This window comes from Oscillibacter valericigenes (assembly GCF_021531915.1).
Taxonomy (GTDB): Bacteria; Bacillota; Clostridia; order Oscillospirales; family Oscillospiraceae; genus Oscillibacter; species Oscillibacter valericigenes_A.
Genome location: NZ_JAFBIV010000001.1, coordinates 141,217 through 159,273 on the forward strand (window position 1 = coordinate 141,217; position 18,057 = coordinate 159,273).

General features: G+C 43.9%; 18 protein-coding genes. 6 read left to right on the plus strand and 12 right to left on the minus strand.

Translation table 11 applies throughout. The features are described 5' to 3' along the window. Positions 1–97: 97 nt before the first annotated feature. From JQM66_RS00645 to JQM66_RS12730, 3 genes are read left to right on the plus strand one after another with little or no spacing between them, the layout of a single operon-like run. Positions 98–958, plus strand: a complete 861-nt coding sequence (locus tag JQM66_RS00645; RefSeq protein ID WP_235227887.1) for a hypothetical protein — start codon at positions 98–100, stop codon at positions 956–958. Between the two features lie 17 nt (positions 959–975). Further along, on the plus strand, positions 976–1,593 hold the full coding sequence (locus tag JQM66_RS00650; RefSeq protein WP_235227888.1) for a hypothetical protein: 618 nt from the start codon (positions 976–978) through the stop codon (positions 1,591–1,593). Positions 1,594–1,598: 5 nt separating this feature from the next. Further along, positions 1,599–1,766, plus strand: a complete 168-nt coding sequence (locus JQM66_RS12730; protein WP_407945991.1) for a transposase domain-containing protein — start codon at positions 1,599–1,601, stop codon at positions 1,764–1,766. Between the two features lie 330 nt (positions 1,767–2,096). On the opposite strand, the gene JQM66_RS00655 is transcribed toward JQM66_RS12730, so the two are convergent. The 10 genes from JQM66_RS00655 to JQM66_RS00695 all read right to left on the minus strand — a co-directional run bounded on the left by JQM66_RS00655 (position 2,097) and on the right by JQM66_RS00695 (position 11,511). Further along, a complete protein-coding gene (locus JQM66_RS00655) occupies positions 2,097–3,497 on the minus strand; it encodes an IS5 family transposase (protein ID WP_235227889.1) in 1,401 nt (466 codons plus the stop codon). Between the two features lie 127 nt (positions 3,498–3,624). Then, positions 3,625–4,683: a C47 family peptidase gene (locus tag JQM66_RS00660; RefSeq protein WP_235227890.1), complete on the minus strand. Its 1,059-nt coding sequence runs from the start codon at positions 4,681–4,683 to the stop codon at positions 3,625–3,627. 229 nt (positions 4,684–4,912) lie between these two features. Then, positions 4,913–5,101, minus strand: a complete 189-nt coding sequence (locus JQM66_RS00665) for a hypothetical protein (protein ID WP_235227891.1) — start codon at positions 5,099–5,101, stop codon at positions 4,913–4,915. Between the two features lie 561 nt (positions 5,102–5,662). Beyond that, positions 5,663–6,496 carry a hypothetical protein gene (locus JQM66_RS00670; RefSeq protein ID WP_235227892.1) on the minus strand — a complete coding sequence of 278 codons (834 nt, stop codon included), beginning with the start codon at positions 6,494–6,496 and terminating at the stop codon, positions 5,663–5,665. Between the two features lie 60 nt (positions 6,497–6,556). After that, positions 6,557–7,060 (minus strand): hypothetical protein, encoded by a 504-nt coding sequence (locus JQM66_RS00675; RefSeq protein WP_235227893.1) that lies wholly within the window; start codon positions 7,058–7,060, stop codon positions 6,557–6,559. 66 nt (positions 7,061–7,126) lie between these two features. Next, positions 7,127–7,855: a DUF4367 domain-containing protein gene (locus JQM66_RS00680; RefSeq protein ID WP_235227894.1), complete on the minus strand. Its 729-nt coding sequence runs from the start codon at positions 7,853–7,855 to the stop codon at positions 7,127–7,129. A gap of 167 nt (positions 7,856–8,022) precedes the next feature. Further along, on the minus strand, positions 8,023–8,244 hold the full coding sequence (locus JQM66_RS12735) for a PF20097 family protein (RefSeq protein WP_407945992.1): 222 nt from the start codon (positions 8,242–8,244) through the stop codon (positions 8,023–8,025). Between the two features lie 499 nt (positions 8,245–8,743). Next, on the minus strand, positions 8,744–9,454 hold the full coding sequence (locus JQM66_RS00685) for a hypothetical protein (RefSeq protein WP_235227895.1): 711 nt from the start codon (positions 9,452–9,454) through the stop codon (positions 8,744–8,746). 807 nt (positions 9,455–10,261) lie between these two features. After that, positions 10,262–10,990, minus strand: coding sequence for a DUF4367 domain-containing protein (locus tag JQM66_RS00690; protein ID WP_235227896.1), 729 nt, complete (start codon positions 10,988–10,990; stop codon positions 10,262–10,264). Next, positions 10,987–11,511: an RNA polymerase sigma factor gene (locus JQM66_RS00695; protein ID WP_235227897.1), complete on the minus strand. Its 525-nt coding sequence runs from the start codon at positions 11,509–11,511 to the stop codon at positions 10,987–10,989. Before JQM66_RS00695 ends, JQM66_RS00690 begins: the two co-directional genes overlap by 4 nt. 814 nt (positions 11,512–12,325) lie before the next feature. Here JQM66_RS00695 and JQM66_RS00700 point away from each other — a divergent pair. The 3 genes from JQM66_RS00700 (at position 12,326) to JQM66_RS00705 (ending at position 15,699) form a co-directional block, all read left to right on the plus strand. Then, on the plus strand, positions 12,326–13,489 hold the full coding sequence (locus tag JQM66_RS00700) for a hypothetical protein (RefSeq protein ID WP_235227898.1): 1,164 nt from the start codon (positions 12,326–12,328) through the stop codon (positions 13,487–13,489). A 1-nt stretch (position 13,490) separates the two neighbouring features. Continuing rightward, positions 13,491–13,715 (plus strand): PF20097 family protein, encoded by a 225-nt coding sequence (locus JQM66_RS12740; RefSeq protein ID WP_407945993.1) that lies wholly within the window; start codon positions 13,491–13,493, stop codon positions 13,713–13,715. Between the two features lie 1,066 nt (positions 13,716–14,781). Next, the gene (locus tag JQM66_RS00705; RefSeq protein WP_235227899.1) at positions 14,782–15,699 is read left to right on the plus strand and encodes a hypothetical protein; all 918 of its coding nucleotides are present in this window, start codon (positions 14,782–14,784) and stop codon (positions 15,697–15,699) included. 483 nt (positions 15,700–16,182) lie between these two features. On the opposite strand, the gene JQM66_RS00710 is transcribed toward JQM66_RS00705, so the two are convergent. Then, complete coding sequence (locus JQM66_RS00710; RefSeq protein ID WP_235227900.1) at positions 16,183–17,487, minus strand: hypothetical protein; 1,305 nt, start codon at positions 17,485–17,487, stop codon at positions 16,183–16,185. Positions 17,488–17,512: 25 nt separating this feature from the next. After that, positions 17,513–18,049 (minus strand): hypothetical protein, encoded by a 537-nt coding sequence (locus tag JQM66_RS00715; protein WP_235227901.1) that lies wholly within the window; start codon positions 18,047–18,049, stop codon positions 17,513–17,515. Positions 18,050–18,057: the final 8 nt, after the last annotated feature.

Sequence of the window (18,057 nt, forward strand, 5' to 3'; positions counted from 1 at the left end):
AAAAGCATGAGCCGGGAAACGGCCCGCTATAGAGAGACGGCGAATCGGATTATATCTCTGTGGCTAGTTTGATTTAAGTTTAGAAAGGAAATGTAAAATGAAACGAGTATTCTCGATTTTCCTATGCATCGCATTATGTTTTGGACTTTGCGTTCCGGTTTTTGCTCATGACATGAACGATGTTTTTGCGACGCAAAGCAATCCTGAGGTTATTACTATTGGCGATGAAGAGTATCGCTATGTTTATGAGGAAACGAGCGACCAGACAGTCGTAACAATGATTGGAGAAGCTACAGCATATCATTTTATTTACAATAAACAAGAAGATATAGCTGAGGTCTATAAATTTAGTACGGATATAGCAACGGCGTCAGCGCAATCCCTCATAGACAATCGTTCTCCTGATTTGGTCATTGATTTTAATGAAGTAAATGATAATGGCGATATTGCTCTACCGTTGAAGTCTAGCATTGCGTTCACATATAGTGAGTATATGGATAAATATTATATGTGTACACGTTACGATGATGACTCGTTCGAATTGCTTTATAATACATCACCAATTGCCTTTGTGCCAGCACACCCAAGTGCGTATATGATCCGGCAGTGCAAAAACTATTATAAAACAATCAATGAACTTGACATGCACATTCCGGATTGGTGGGAAGCATTTCAAGAAGCAGCAGTGGACTATGGCTATGCGCAACTTACGCATCAAATTTTCCAATATAGCGCATTTAAAAGCATCTGTACGATTCTAAATAATAGTGCGACTGATTATGAGCAGAGTCAAGCTTATCTTACAATTGCGGCAGGCCTTATTGCGGCAAAGTTTTCTGCAAAGTGGGTTCCTATAGTGGTAGAAATTACCAGTGTTGCGACACCAATGCTTTGGATTCATGAAGATATTTGGGAAATGGAAAATATCTACACTTACGTTTATGGCGTCTACAACTGATTAGCAAGAAATCTAATATGTGGGACATTAACGAACATAATGATGACTACGATTATACAGAAACCACAAGGAAATTTTTCCGTGTAAGAGTGGTAGTATGCCAACTTTCATTATTGATTGGAGTTATTCTAGGCTTTTTAGGAAACATAATTCAAGAGATGGCTGTCTTGGACTTTGCGTGTACATTCCTGGTTGCTGGTGTTCTCGTTGGGATATTGACACTTTCAAAATGTCCAGTGTGCAAAAAAAGAATTCCAATTATCGGACTTGGCCTGTTCTGGTACAAATGTCCAAGATGCGGCTTCTCTGCTAAATCAAAATCGAAAATCAAAATTGTTTCTGCCGAGAAATATAACTCTAAAACTGCACATATCACATTTAGAGTAAAGGTCTGGAGTACAATCATTTTGCAAGTAATGTTGCTGAGCGTTTTCTTAATACTATGTAACATGAAACAGGAAAACAGACCCCTTGTAGTAGTCATCGCATTTCTTATATTCCTCGAATTCCCCACTATACTTATAAAGTGTCCTGGATGTGGGGACCATCTTATCTTCCAAACCCCCATTTGGAAGTGGCCGTTTTTCAAATGCGCACACTGCGGTTTTTCGGCTAGAGATAAAGGACAACAATAAAAAAGATGGAGAGCAGTCCGATTGAAACGGCGAAAGAGAACCAAGTGGACCCGTACCGATACCTGCTCTGGGTCCTGCGGAATGCTCCTGCCCTGAGCCAGACAGATGCGGCGTGGGCGGAACAACTCACGCCCACCAGTGCTCCGGACGAATGCAGAATACCACCGAAATGAAATCATGCCATCCCAGATCACTCCGGGATGGCATGATTTTTATACGCTGTTAGCTTTGACGGTTACCCATGTTCCTCAAAAATGATGGATCTCCACCTCAGCGCATTCGCGCAAAGGTGGAGATTTTTATGCGCTGCCAGATTTGACGGTTACGTATTAAATAAAAATATGCAGAAAGGCGGGACACTCAACATTAGGTGAATGTTCCGCCTTTTCAGTGGTGCGCCCGGTCTGAGTGAAATCTAACAGGTGAAAGTGCCGAGTGCGCCCGGTGGTGGGAATAGCTTTGGTTTTAGCCAATTAGGCTTCGCTCCGCAACCCCGCCCAAAGTCAGACAGCCACAAGTGCGAAGCCATAATCGCCCCACTGCAGCCAGCAGAAAATGAGGCGCAAAAGAGACCTCAGCCTCTTGGTCAGGTTCATCAGGATCAGAGCCACCCCAATGACGCAGAAGGTCGTCTCCTTCAGATGTGCGGCAATGCGGCCTAATCCATAGGCCGTTTTGCCGGTTCCGAAGACGCCTTCGACTTCGTTGCGGTCACAGATATCCTGATATTCCTGGGCTCTGGCTTGTTTCGTCAGTGTTCGGTCCTTGGGTGGCTTACCCAGCGCGGGCCCTGTCAGCCGGATGCCTCGTTCTTTACAATATGCTAATGTCTGGCGGTTCCGATAGAGTTTGTCGGCCAGGATTCGTGCGGGATACCTTCCATAGCGCGCCCGGTATCCTTCCACTGCGTGGTAGAAGTCCTCGGCCTCGTTATAGGGTTCAAAATCCAGACGCTCAATCCGAATGTAGCCGTCAACCAAACTGATGTGGAGTTTGGCGCCAAACTCTGTATTTGCATGGGCCTTTCCCCGTACAATCGGCCTAACCCATGGCTGCGGCAGACTGACGATCCGCCTTGGGATGCTGTGAGTGCCGGTTTCAAACATGATGCGCTGCTGTTCATATACTGTCGTCATCAGGTTCATACAGTCCTTTTGGGCCTGCGTCAATACGATGCCGCTTTGCACATATTCGACAATGTATCTCACATCTCTGCGAATGTACTGAAGCTGTTTCCGAATCGCCTTCCGAATTACCTGTGTGCCGCGCTTTTTCCGCTTTACCAGATTCAGATAGTCTTTTCGGGCCCGTTTTCGATACGTTCTGGCCTTCTTCAGCCCGTAGCTGTCACACACTTGGTCTATGACGCACTCAAGCTGTTCTCTCACACCGTTCAGCAACTCGATATCCTGTGGATACGCAATATCTGCCGGGCAGCATGTGGCATCCATGGTTAGCGTACCCCCATTGGGTGGATCCCGATCATCATCATTCCGGTCAGAGTTTCCCGCATCATCCGGCTTGGGAATGGTGTCTTCCAAAATTTCGGCAATGTCTTCCGGGCTGAACCGCTTTCGAAATGCCACCATTGTGGATGCTCCAAAGGGGCAACTGCTTCCGTATTCCTTCATGCCGATGAAATACTGCAGATATGGGTTCTCACTGATGTGCTTGACAACCCACTCATCGCTGCATTTCAAACGCTGTTTGATCAGCAGAGCGCCAAAGGCCATCCTCGCCGGGTGCGCGGGGTGCCCATTATTCACAAACTGCGCTGCGTACCGCAGTTCCACGGTGTCCCAGGGAACCAGAGACGCCAGCTTCACCCAATCATTCTCTGGGTTCAGGGTTCCATACGGGAATACGAAATCCTCTATCCGCAGCTGGCTGTTGTCCTTATACATGTACTCCACCATCCCAAATGCAAGCTTTTTGCGGGTTATTCTCGGGTTTCCCTTTCTCTTATTATATCATATTTCTTCCGTTTTTCCTTGTATTTCAATGGTTTTGGGGTTGTGGAGTGAAGTCCAATTAGGCCCAGCCATAGATTGTCTTAGTCCATTCAAAAGATGTTGATGAATCTGCAACATAAATGTTGGTGCTAATATCCATAGATTCGAAATAATTTCGCCAAGGATTCCAAATTGAATAAACATTGCTACTTATGTTATATCCACGCATAACCAACGCATGTCCAAAAAGCGGGTTACCGTCTGTACTGTGCAAGAAAATAGGCCTATCCGCATCGATTTCTGCGTATGGAGAGATCGTTCTTGCAATATAACGTGGATGCAAGCCGAACTGGTAACCAGCATCAACAACTTGCGCTTGAGTTAAGTAACTATCATCAGTTAAGACCGAATAATACATTTCCATGATGTCACGAGCTTTTGGGTACTGATTATTTCCTGTGCAATAGCGAATAATCATAGATGACGCATAGGCGTAACACCATTGGTTATTTCCCTGCGTTTCGATTATGTTACAATCCAGATATTTGCTAATTGTATATGGCATAATCAGCTCTTCTGTTGATGCCGAATCTAAAGTGTCTGTCAAAGCAACAACATTTAAATTTGAAGGAGTCACCTCAATTCCCATCGGAGGTTCGCCTTTTGGTGATGGAACTAATACGTTTACGTCGTTATCAATCCGTTCCATGACGTTGTCATTATCCATATAAAGGAATACAGGGCTACTCAGTTCGGTATCCTCCATCAATGCATTCAGTTCGCCTACCAAATAGAGCGACATGATTCCTGCATATATAGTATCTCCATCGTCTGTACTTTGAACATAGTCAGGGTAAACTCTGAATGTTGCAATTACTTTGCCATCAGAAATAATTGGGAAATAGTAAACAGGTAAATCCGATACATCGGAAGGAATCTCGAAAGGCGTTCCCAAAGAAACAGTATTGGACACACTTAAATCGCCACTTTCTATATACGCGCTTAAGTGCCGCAAATATGCGTTCTCAGCATATTCAATTGCTTCTTGAGGGCACTCGGCAGAATAGATGCGTAAAAGAATGTCATCGGAGTCCTTTGGTGTCATGAAGGTTGCATTTGCGCTGATGGAAAGCAACATGACCGTTGCCATTATAAAAGCAAATATTTTTTTTATAGAACGCTCCTAGTCAGAATATTTGTAGTATCTTTGCCAGCCATTGTCAGTCTCAACTATGATGTCTCCATTTCTAAGCAAATAAATATCAGAACCTTTGGCGGCGCGGTTTGCTTGAAAATTTTGCGAAGGGGTTTTATTCGGTGATACTGTCCCCTCAATCTCCCCCAAATACTTGGCATCTTCCGGGATATCATTTATTGTCGTTGCCCCAACAACATAGAGCGTGTTGTCTATCAAGATTGATGGTGGACGAGTTGGCCTTGGCAGAAAGCAAAAGTAATGCACTGAAAAAAAGAAGTGCAACTACAACTAAAACACCAATGCTACTGCCCAATACTTTTTTTATGCAGCTGAAAAAATCGTCCAGTCCCGGCATCATATTGTTTCCTCGACTATTTCTCAAAAAATATCATAACCCAGCGGATATTATCTGCTTGTTACTCTTTCTGCTTTTGGTTGTTATGTTTTTTCGTTTACAATGCAAGGTGAAGTCCCTCTGTTAGTGCCGGGATAAAATCCCTAACGGTTAAAATCTTCCGGCGTTAACAATCCTTCCCTTAAACAATTTACTATATCCCGCAGAAGTCTAAACGCCGTCAGCTTAGATAATTACGTCTGGTGAGATGGCCCATCTCACTAGACTCTAACAATCTTACCAAATGAATTCGCCACAGAATGGGCAATAATGCGGAATTCCCGGAATATAGACTCGATGCTGTACCCAATTCATTCCACAACGGGGGCAACGAAAGAAAACTAGAGTTTGCAGAAACCCTATGGCCATAATACCTATGCCCACAGCAGCCAGAGACTTATCGATTTTCAACAAATAAGAAATGGATATTAGGATAAATCCAATCAAATATAATACCCACATAATCAAATAGCTTTTCTTATAGTCCACTGAGCATATGCCCCCATTTCATGCCATAGATAGAGTTCAGTTATACCAATTATATACGTATGTATAAATGCTAATCAAATTATCTACATTTTCTTTTACACAGGCCTGTTTAAACACATAGTCTGCAAAAAGCATCAAATCAGGAAACCACTTCCATCCAGTATAGGCAGCAACTGCAGCGGTAGCGATTGTTTCATAGGCCTCAACATCTTCTTCATCTGTTGCAGAATCATTAAAAATTGTGCAAATTGCTTCAAAAAAACTCGGTGAGAAATGTGGCACTGCATGCTCAGCTGCCGCCGCTTCGATATAGTCTACTAAAGAAACAAGATTTCTGTCAAGCTCCTTTAAATTTGTGTAATAGTTTTTACAGTAGTTTCGAATAGTAACATTCGGCCCCTGTTCCGTATATGCCTTTGGATTCCTGTTGCACAGGAGTTCATAGGAGTCATCATCCCAATAAACATAGAAATAAGCTCCTTTTGCTGTGTTACTCGCATAATATGTGATTGCCGATGCTGATCCCTGAGCCATGAGACAAAGATCGTAATTATTGAGGTCAATCACCTTGTATGGAGAAGCGCAAGCGTTTACGGAGCATGAAGCAGGAGAAGAAACAGACTCATCCCTAAAAATAGTAATCTTCCCGCTTTCCATGTCATAAACGGCTCGGTAGCTCTTTGCTTCGCCGATGAGTGTGACAGTACGAGAGGTGTCATTCTCCTCCATGCACATCATATATTCAGTATTACCGAAAGACACCGGCTTTCCTTTATCATTAGGAGATGTGGCGAATGCAGGAACACATAATGTGGTGATTATTAAGATACACATTACTAAACCAATGATACTTCTTTTCATTTTTTTCATATAAACTGCCTTTCTTTGCCAGTTTCTTTAAGGCTGATTTCATAACAAACTCCTTTCCTTTTAAAGAAGCTCCTCAGCAATATAAAAATAACTCTCGGTTTTAATAATCACCAAGCTGCTTCCATCTTGTTGCTGATAGTGTATCCAGTAATTTTGAGCCGTTGAACAATGGTATTCTTCAGGGATATCTAACGCTTGATATAGTCTAGATAAAAATGCATTAACATCATTGTCTTCTCCAAACCCTTGTGTAATGCTGATTTTTTCTTTTTTCTCTGCTTTGGATTGCACTATTGTGTTTCCTGAATTTTCTTTATATATGTGATATCTCCACCCCTCTCCACGCGCATCATGATTTGATTCAGCGTAGAATACTTCAGGACTACGTGTATTGATTTGTATTCCCCAGTTTAATTCATATGTACCAATTTGCTCAGTAGAATTGTCTTTTGTAAAAATGAATTTCACATCGAACGCGTTCAGCATCCATGTGAGAATCATTAATACACTAAACAGAAGTGTTAGTGTGACAAAAAAAATATCAACTATCCTTTGACGCCACATAGTATAGTCCTCGAAATACATTTTTTCGGGGGGATGGGAAGGCACTTTAAAAATAATTCTATTTTATCATTTTATCATTTCAACTAGAGATACGCTCTCGGCAATATGCAATATGTCGATTTCGTTGAGAGCAGCCATTAACGTAAATTGAAGGTTTCTTTCAGCATCAATCCAAGTCAGGATACTTCTTGTATTTTCCCAGTCGTCTGCCAAAAATAGTTGGCCTTCCAAACCATTCACCGTCACTGAAAGGACTTCGCTGTCCTCTGTCACAAAATCAGATGCTCCGCCTTGTGACATATAGGTATAATCGAAAATAATTTTCTGATCATTTTCCTTATTAGGATTGTAAAAAGTAAACGAGATATATTCCGGCCACTCTATCCGTTTGCTCTCGTCTTCAATATATCCCTCCGGTAAATCCGTAATCTCATACTGCGGCATCTCATCAGTAATCTGTTCTCCCGAATACCGATATGTGATATGTGTCTCATACCACTCCGTAACCCAACGGATCACCGCAGCACGCACTGTCGGACTAACCGCCATAAGGCTTCCCAAACTCAAAGAGAACACGAGAAGGATCACGGCGACCTTTTGAATTACTTTTTTCCATATCGGTCGTGCCCGTTTGCGTGCCCACTTCAGTGGGTCCGCCAGCATCGCCGTCATTTGCCGCTGATACCTGGGCGTCGGTTCAAAAGACAGTTCATTCCCAGTGGCACCTTCTAAATTAAGTTTCAGAGAATCCAGCAAGACTCTCCGCATCAATGTGTCCAGTTCCTGATCTGTCATACGTGGAACCCCTCCTTTTCCGCAATCTCCCGAAGCAACGCACGGCCACGGGAAAACCGTGTGTTGACCGCTGATTCTGAAATATCAAAGGGAAATAATAACAGCCAACATCAATACAAAACTAAATACCCGTTTCCTCACTGTGTGCCTCCTGTCATCATTCACATTTATCTATCTGCATAGTCAATTATGATTTTTTTACATACTGGGCAATTATACGCAATGACACATGGCGCTGCAAATCCTTCACTCTCAGATAGCACAACCGCTCCGGCATTGGTAAAGTTATAGTGTGTAAATAACTTTAATTTTTTTGGTGTCCAACTGATTGGTTTTGAATTCTGCATAAACCCAGACAACATTTCTTGATTACAATACGGACACTTCATTTTTGCCCTCCGTATAATGGTTTCTTATTGCGTTCTCCAAATTTATATGAGCCACAGGTATAAATGCCCACAAATTAGCAGCCATCTCCAGCATTGCCATCATAGGAGACGAAGGTTGGTTCTGGCCCTGTTGCTCCAGCGTTCATATAGAGGCAATATACTACAACTGCCGTAGCCATAACCTTTCGTAAGGCCTTACACGTATTAGTCCCAGACCTCTCACTGGCTCTTACCATTCTATTGGAATTTCATCTGTTCTTACGTCGTTCCAATCTTCGCTTTCTACCTCATTAAAATCCACTTTATCTGGTCTTTTACGAACTGTAATTACACCGATTATGATGGCTACAGCAGCGTATGCTGATCCTTTTTCAGTTACTTCTTAATATTTTTAACAATATAAACTATAGCAAAACTGTAAAACAACAACTCTACAACTTCCTTAACTACGCGCACTATATTCAAAAGCGGAATATATTCTAATATTTCCATACTCTCATCACCTCTGATTAACGAAAAATCTACCAGAGAGGGTATGATCCGTAGTATATGTGATAGCCACACCTGTTGTAGGTTCAGTGTATTTAACAATTAGTGTTCCGTAAACATCATATTCAATAGCGGTATCTTGTTCCCCGTTATAGTCTGCAATCTTCACATCGTAATCCGTCTGAGTCCATGACTCAAAGTTAATACCCAGTTGATATTGCCTGCTCGTACAATTGTTGACACTCATAAATCTATCATACTGAGCATCAATCGTCGTATTAATGCTTACCTGAATCTCTGCAGCACCATAAAGAAGTCCATTATTGACGCTTCTATTTTCAATTCGATGGATACTTTTAAACGTCTTGTCATATGGCATAACTGATGCCGGGTTCGCTTCATTAAGAGTTCCTGTAATAGATTCCGTCTCAGTATTATATGAAACAAACCGACCTGTCATTTCATCGAAATTCTCAATTGAGGCTAATTCAGCTCTAACTCTTACCACCTCTTCTTCAAGCATCTTCTCTGTATATACAAACGTAGGATCAATGTTTTCAACCTCAATCCGAATATTGTATTTTTCATATTCCTTGGCAATTTCAGCGTAAAATTTTTCTGCTGAAATTGTGTTTTCCTGCATGTCCGCTGCATATGCAGGCAGGGATATTGTCAAACATACCGTAAAGGCCATGAACAACGTAATAAGTTTCTTTTTCATTAAGCTACACTCCTATTCATTGTTAGCTATTTCCGCTTTTTAATATCGCACAAATCCGGAGACTTTTACAGTCTTACAAGTCCCGTCATTGCAGTTCAAGAACTACGTCAGAGATGTTCTTTCCGACGCCCGCCACCTCCACAGTATAGCGAAAGATCCGATTTAGAGGAGATTCACGGTTCTTCATGATTCCCAACTATTACCTCCTAGTTTATACGCAGTTAACTATCAGAAATGGGCCCATAAGATTGGAACTTTTTAGACAGCACCTCCTAATAAACCCCGAGGGGATATCCCCTCGGGGTCTGCATATATGCAGACCCCGTCATAACTTTGTCAAACACTTTTCCTCGGTTACGGGCAGGTTGCTGTGGTAGAGACAGCCGGTTTCGATACTCCGTTGACGGAATATGTCAGTTTGAGAGTATAGCTCTTGCCACTCTTTACCTTGCTCTCGCCGTATACGGAAACGCTGTCAATGCCAGAGTTGCTCCAAGAGTCCACATATGTGCTCCCCTGATAAAGGGTCAGCGTTGCCTTTACCTCATCGTCTGAATGATCACCATAACAAACCGCAGTACAGATTGCTGTTGTATTACTGAAAGAAATGCGAGGTTTTGCAGCAATTCCACGCAGTTCTGCCGCTTGGGAACCTATGGACAGTACCAAGGCTGTTAATGCGACCAATGTGAGTATACGTCTTTTCAAATAATTCACCCCCTTCTGCATTTTTTGCCAGGCATCGCCTGTTTCTACTGAGTAAATGCAGAAGGGGGTACTATTCTCACAAGATCTTTAAAAATAATTCTATTTTGTCATTTTAACCAAAGATACGCTCTCGGCAATATTCAATATGTCGGTTTCGTTGAGAGCAGCCATTAACGTAAATTGAAGGTTTCTTTCAGCATCAATCCAAGTCAGGGTGCTTCTCGTGTTTTCCCAATCTTTCTCTAAAAATAGTTGGCCCTCCAAATCATTCACTGTCACCGAAATGACCTCGGTGTCCTCTGTCACAAAATCAGATGCTCCGCCTTGTGACATATAGGCATAATCGAAAATAATTCTTTGATCATTTTCCTTATTAGGATTGTAAAAAGTAAACGAGATATATTCCGGCCACTCTATCCGTTTGCTCTCGTCTTCAATATATCCCTCCGGTAAATCCGTGATCTCATACTGCGGCATCTCATCAGTAATCTGTTCTCCCGAATACCGATATGTGATATGTGTCTCATACCACTCCGTAACCCAACGGATCACTGCTGCTCGTACCGTTGGGCTAACAGCCATCATGCTACCAAAACTGAGCAACGCGATCAACAGTATAACCGCTATCTTTTGAACAGCCGCTTTCCAGACAGGCTTTGTTTTGTTTCGCAGCCATTTGATTGGATCATTCAGCATATCTCTCATCTGGCGTTTATGTTTTCGCGACGGAACAAACGGGTCGGCTTCTTCCTTTTCAAACGCCTCGTCGATCCGCAGGGAGTCCAGCAAAACATGGCGCATCATTCTATCCAGTTCATTATCTGTCATGTATGGAATCCCTCCTTTTCCGCAAGCTCACGCAGCAACAAACGGCCACGTGAAATACGGGTATTGACTGCCGACTCTGATATCCCCAAATGCTGTGCAATTTCCTTTCCAGAATAATCCAACAATAGCTTCATCTCTAACGCAGCGCGGTATGTCTCAGGAATCCTTCCAAATAGCTTCACAACATCGTCGTAACAGGATATCATCTGCGCGTCTCCGACTATTGCATCCCAATCCTCAAACGGGACAGTCTTTTGCTTCTTCCTCAAGATCATATATGCTTCATTCTTCACTATGGAAATGCACCAGTAAGGCAATTCGTCACAAGGAATCTCATAAACTTTTTCAAAATGCCGAATAATCTGAATATATGTATTTTGCACAGCATCTTCGGCATCCTGTTGATTCTTCAACAGCCGCATAGCATTCTGTTCGATCCGCTCATTACATTGCTCGTATAATAAAGTAAACCTTGTCCGGTCTTCCTCAGTCTCCAGCAGTGCCAAAAACAGTGATAACACGAGATTTTCACCTTCCATCATATCCCTATAATATAAAGTGATTCTATCACAGGGCATTCTATATAGCAAATCGTAAGGCTAAGATGCAAATCGAATAGACGAGTAGCGTAGCTCGCCCACTTAACGCACGAAAAAACGCCCCACACAGCCGGTCAGGTAATTTAACCGACTATGCGGGGCATTGCTCAACTTGCTCATGATCTTGCCGTACATCTGGAGTTTTTCCGCATCATAACGCTGGGCCAACAACGACTTGACATGCTGGATTATTATGCGTTTCATGCTCTATTTTCAATATAAATGAGAAAAAAGCAGCCGGAAAGCAGGCTGGAACTCTGACCATTTTGTGGGCTGAATACGAGAAAATATTATGTAAGAAAACCGCCTCCTTTTGCATTTATATAGTAAGAGCATAGATTTCTACTTTGGGACGCGAAAGGAGATGACTTATGAGAAACGCATATTAGAAACATCTGCTCTATGCGCCCATGATAAAACGATCAATTAGAAAGGAAGGAGTACAAGGTTGAAACACTCAAAATAGGCCGCAAATAAGGGGAAAATGAAAAAAGCGCACAAAAACTAAGCCCAGCACCTGGACTGCTTTTGCACGCTATTCCGTCTCGGTTGAAGAATAGGCCGAGGCGTTTGCCACTACACCTGCATGTCGGGCGTAAAATCGACGGTGAATCCAACGCCAAACACCGGGAGGTCACTATTCTTTAACAATTATATCGTGCTGTGCTGCATAGGTCAAGCGGGTTTCATGTCCCTTTGGTACCTTGGAGCGCAGCGGAAAGGAATGGTCATATATATGACGAAGAAACTATGTAGCATTATTTTGGTCATCGTATTATCTGTGACTTTTTGCCTCCCCGCATCCGCAGCACCTCCTTTCGCGGAAGCAGAACCAAGTGAGCAGGCAGAAACACTTTTTGTAGCGACCTGTATTAATAGTGACAAACGCTTTTCCGCTAGCTTGGACTACGGAGTAACCGCATCTGCTTTGCAGGCAACAAAGGAAAAGCAGAGTGAATATGGCTATTTGCTAAATGTTCTTAATAATGCAGAAGTAATTTATGAAAACAAAGAACTCGGCATAAAGAATTACGATCTTGATATTGCAAAATGCATCCCTATTCCTAATGCCTCTCAGATCGTCGAAGTGGGCATGAGTAATGGTGCAATTTGCATTTCGTATCATGCGAAGAATGGAGAGTTCGTGATTCTAGAATATTATCCTGACGAGACTGTAAATACATACGTTGGGCAGGCAATGAATACGGACAGTGTGCGAGAAGCCTCTCCTGTAACAATTTATAATGGAAAATCAGAAGCTGTAACTGAACTTGTGTTTACAAATGTAGATGCCGATCAAACAAGAGCTTCTGAAAAAACAGTAGATTTTCCCTCCCCTGTTGACTGTGGATTTGAAGATACCGGGGCAGCAGGCGTGGTGGAAACGACACAGCGAGCATACATTTCTAATCTGCAACAGGATCTGTATGTGCGCGTTGTACGGTATAACAGCGAATACCGGAGAGACCGTACTGGTTGGCTAACATACGGAGCAACTGTTGCTGTTTCAGTTATCGCTGCTGCATATTCCTTCCCAACGCTTGGCCTCGCTTCCTTCCTTTCGTACGCAGGCGTGGCTTTAACAGGAGTTGACGTAACTGCCAAACTTTTAGAGGCAATTAGACTGCCTCGATATCCTGACTATAGATCCTTGGAAGGAAAGTTTGGAGACATCTATGACACAACTGTTTATCATTGCTATTGCAGAGTTTATGACAATACGGGTGGAAGCGAGTACATCAGTGGTGTCAATGCAAGCGGTAATTTCACCTATGTAAAGCGCGGATATACTGGAATCAAAACAAATGCAGAAGTAATCGAGAGAACGGCGCATATGTTTAATACATGTATTGCAACAGACGGAAATAATACCATGTATTTCCCTGCAGATTGGGGTTAATATGCGCTGTCCCTACTGTAAGGATCCCATGGAGGAAGGCTGTGTTCAGGGCCCACGCGGAATATATTGGTCGGAAAAGCCGTCAAAATTTATTCCTCCATACAAGAAGAACACCATGCCATTGTCAGAGGAAACATTTCTCACAATACCTACAATTCGTGCTCACCGTTGTCAGAAATGCGAAATAATTATTCTTTGCAGCAAAGAAAAACAGGTGTACTGGTAAAGGTTCCCAGCGATTTGCTGCGGGTAAGCCTTCTGCATTATTTCCTGCCACAAAGCAAAAGCAGATGCTAGAACCTTTTTGGCTGATACCAGCGGCGATCTCTATTCCACAAATAATTCGGCTAAAAGCGGAAATATCAGAAATTCTCTTGTCTCGAATGATATTGACGAGCTCTTCCCTCGAACCATCGCATGGGATCTTGAGGATTTAGACTTATTGACGCACACCGCCCGTTAATTCCTATCCAAGGGACTGCCTCTAAATAGATTTTTCCCAGAAGACAACCATTAAAAAGTTCCGGAAACTTGCTGGATTTGTAAGTTCCCGGAACTTTCTTTGCGCGGCTTTACGTGAAAATGGAATAAAATTCCTGTTTGAGATAGCACCTTGGACTATAATAAGATCGGAGATCATGATGAAAAATCCATTTTACTGGTTCTGAAGATCATCTATTGAAATGTTGCGAGGCGCCAGGGTTTTTAGCAATGGAAAAGCGTAGAGAGCATCATTAGAAGTAAACAAAAGGATCTGGTGCACAGCACACGCTTCCATCAGATCTTTTTTCAGAAACAAAAGCTCTTGGCATTTTGGTTTACAACATATTGACTATGAAGCGTAGCATACGCCCGCTGGACAAACGAAAAAACGCCCCACACAGCCGGTCAGAAAACTGACCAGCCATGTGGGGCGTTGCTCATTTACCACTTGCTCATGATTTTTACGTACATCCGGAGTTTCCTTCTCAAAACGCTAGGCTAACAACGACTTGACATACTGGATTATTATGCGTTTCATGCTCTATTTTCAATATAAATGAGAAAAAAGCAGCCGAAAAGCAGGCTGGAACTCTGACCATTTTGTGGGCTGAATACGAGAAAATATTATGTAAGAAAACCGCCTCCTTTTGCATTTATATAGTAAGAGCATAGATTTCTACTTTGGGATGCGAAAGGAGATGACTTATGAGAAACGCATATTAGAAACATCTGCTCTATGCGCCCATATCTTATTATAGACACTTGCCTTGGCTTGTATGAAAATCAATCTGAAAGGACGAACAATACATATGAAAAAGCGAATCTGCTCACTAATGTTAGCAGGAATTATGATTCTGACAATTCCTGCATCTGCAACTGAATGTATCGAGGCTGCCAACACTGAAAACACTAAAGAGGTTGTTTTGGGAACTGTTGTTACAAAGGAGTTTGATGCTTTTCAGCAACTTGCAAATATTCCTGAACAACAGTTGTTGGCTGAAGGTTATAGTGAACAAGAAATCAACGAACTTAAGTCCTTTTCTTATGAAGATGCTCTCTATGAAAGAGCTCAGTTGCCAGAAGAGACTCTCTTGAGCTATGGTTATACACAAGATGAAATTGCTATTCTGAAGGAGTATAATGGTGAAACAATTACAGAAGAATCAGCGGTATATTCCCTATCTGCAGAGTTAACCTCTCGGCTGACCCTGACATATGCGAATTCTCGCGAATACATGCTGCATTATGATTGGTCATGGGATGGTCTACCTCTTAATACGGATATGACAGAGACTGCTGCGATTCGATGGAAGGGCGTAGACGTCAATGGACATGAAGTAGATATGTCGGCAGAAAATGCATACGCAGTCCTGAAATATTATTATCCGCCCGATGCGCTGGCACGCACCAGAACAGTGAGAAATCCTAGCAGCTATTTTACAAGCTATCAGGATTTTAATACGATTCAGTGTAAATTCAAAATGCTAGATAGTGATCTAAACTATGTAAAGAACGGTGCACTTTGGGCAACTATTTCCGTTGACGACGCAGTTACAAACGAAACGGTATATATCAAAGTAAGCGGGCTTTATGGCCATGGAAGTGTTTCTGCTAGCCCCTCAATATCTGTTAGTGGTGATGTGAGTTTAAGCTTCACGGGTACGACTTTGGATCTCGCTCCTCAGAGTTACAAAATCTATGCAGATGGTTCCCGTGAGCAGCTATGATGATTAGCATACTTTGGGGGCTATGGCTCATTCAAATATGTACCGTCTGGCTGTGGCCTGGGGTTCTCATGTTTAATGCGCTCAAATTAGCTTGGATGATTCGTGATAACAAAAAAGAGGGATATCGTTTATCGGCAATTCTGTGCATGATATCTATCTTCATGTTAGCGAGTTTCCCGATGATTTCTATTATATTAGACAAGTGATTTTTCATAAGCGCATTGATCCATCTGCTTGAAATTTCACCGAAGGTTCAATTCTGCGCGAGCACACGGATACCGGCGTTCAAATGGATAAGGTTTTCGTCAATTGATGCAGTTTCACCGAATAATATTCAGATGATTAGTGAGACAGATCATTTCATCCGGCTCTGGAAAGATGTCAATGGTGATGATTACCCTTTGATACAATTGATACAATAATGTGAGGACAGCAAGTGAGATCCCTGCACCGGAGAATTCCAGCGCAGGGATTTCGTTTTTTTCACCACTTGCTCATGATCTTGCCGTACATCTGGAGCTTTTCCTCCTCATAACGCTGGACCAGAAGCATGACGTTCTCTCCCACCATGAAGTCCGAGTCCTCATGCTGGTAGGAGTAGTTGCACATACAGGTCACACCGTCCGGGAGATTGCAGAATACACCGCCGCCGTATTTGCCGGCGATAACTGCAAGGCGCCGGGCGCCGACGGGGTGGCGCTGCTGTGCGCCATAGAAGGGATTGACCTCCGTGTCTTTGATGGAGATGACCAGTTCATCCTTGTCCGGGTCATAGACCTTTACGATGCAATCCAGTTCCATGCCCGGATGATACTCGTTGCGAAGATCCGGAATAGACACATAGCGCATCTCCCGCTGCGTGATGTCCAGATCGTGGCCGTAACACTCAGCAAGGCAGCGCCGGGGGCCAACTGCCAGAAGGCGGCACTTGATGCGTGCACCGACGCGGTGCAAATCATCCCGGTGGGCAAAGAAATACCGCTGACTGCGGTTGGCAAGCCTACGGGAGCCGATGGCAAAGTTGCTTTCCCTGTCCACTTTGATGATGATGTAGTCGATGACAGATCCCACGATGTTCTGCATGACATAGTCAGGCCGCTCCTGCCCCTGCTCCCACATTTCAGAGGCGGGTATCACGATACGGACACGGTAGGGCACCACAATGGCGCAGAACATGGTCTGCTTCTCCATGGCACCGGTCTTTGGATTCCGGACAAAGACGGAAAGCGGGTCTACGCCAATGACGGTGCCACTTAGGGCGCTGCGGCCGCGGTAAGAGGCGTAAATGGAGTTCCACTCCTGCCGCTCCTCCGGCGTCAAGTTTCTGTCCAGTTCATTGAACTTCAGTTCAAAGAATTTCTGGCGGTCGCTTTTCGTCGGACTCTTCGGTACCTCCTGAACCGGAGCAGGTTCGGATTCCTTGATTTCCTCCTGAAAGCCCCAGTCATCTTCGCCCTTGTCGGGGACTGGTGCAGGTGCTTCCGGCTTCTCGGACAGATCCACTTCATAGCACTCAGCGGGAAGTCCTTCCTGTAAAGGCAAACCCTCTGCCACAGGCTGTTGGGTATCCATGTTCAAAGGATTGTCCGACTGCGGTTCGGTTTCCAGCTCGGCAGTATTCTGCTGCTGCTCCACAGCTGAGCTGTCGGCGCCACGTTCAGGCTCGGAGAGAATCTCGCCGTTGGGCGGTTGAACGGTTTCCAACGACCTGGATTCCTGCATGGGGTCTACTTCGGTGGTGGGGTTCTGATTCATTTCCTCTTCGGGGGTTGTCTTTTTTCTTGCCATGATACTGACCTCCTGATTTCAATTATTATGGCTCGCTGGAGCCAAAAAAGCGGTGTGTACCATCTGGTTGACGCTGGGCAAAGAACTGGTGCTTTGGGATCGGCCCGATGCGCTCAGCGTCAATACCGTCTGCGATCCAGATCAGCCGTTCGCCCTTCATGCGCGTGGTGGTGGCGATCCGTGCAGGTATGTCCATCCAAGCCACGCTGAAAAGACGCGTGTCATTTTCGCCGCTGCCGGTGAAGCGCAGGAGCAGGGGCTCCTGGAGAGCGTACACGGAGTAAAAGGACGGCTTGTTCTCTGTCAGCTCCAGCATGACGTCGATGGCCTCCAGCCGGCGGGCGTCTGTCTCCCGCTCGCCGTAGCACACGATGTCGTCCTGGAACCGGACAAAATTCGTTATGGTGCGCATCTGCCGCAGCATGACGGCCATGCGGTGCTCGTCGATGTCCATGGCGGGGAGGAACGCCTCCCGGGTCAGAGCGTGCAGCTGATCTACACGAATGTACTTGAGTTGCTTTAGGACTTCTGTGATGTATTTCTGCTGTTTGGATAGCAACATGATTTCTC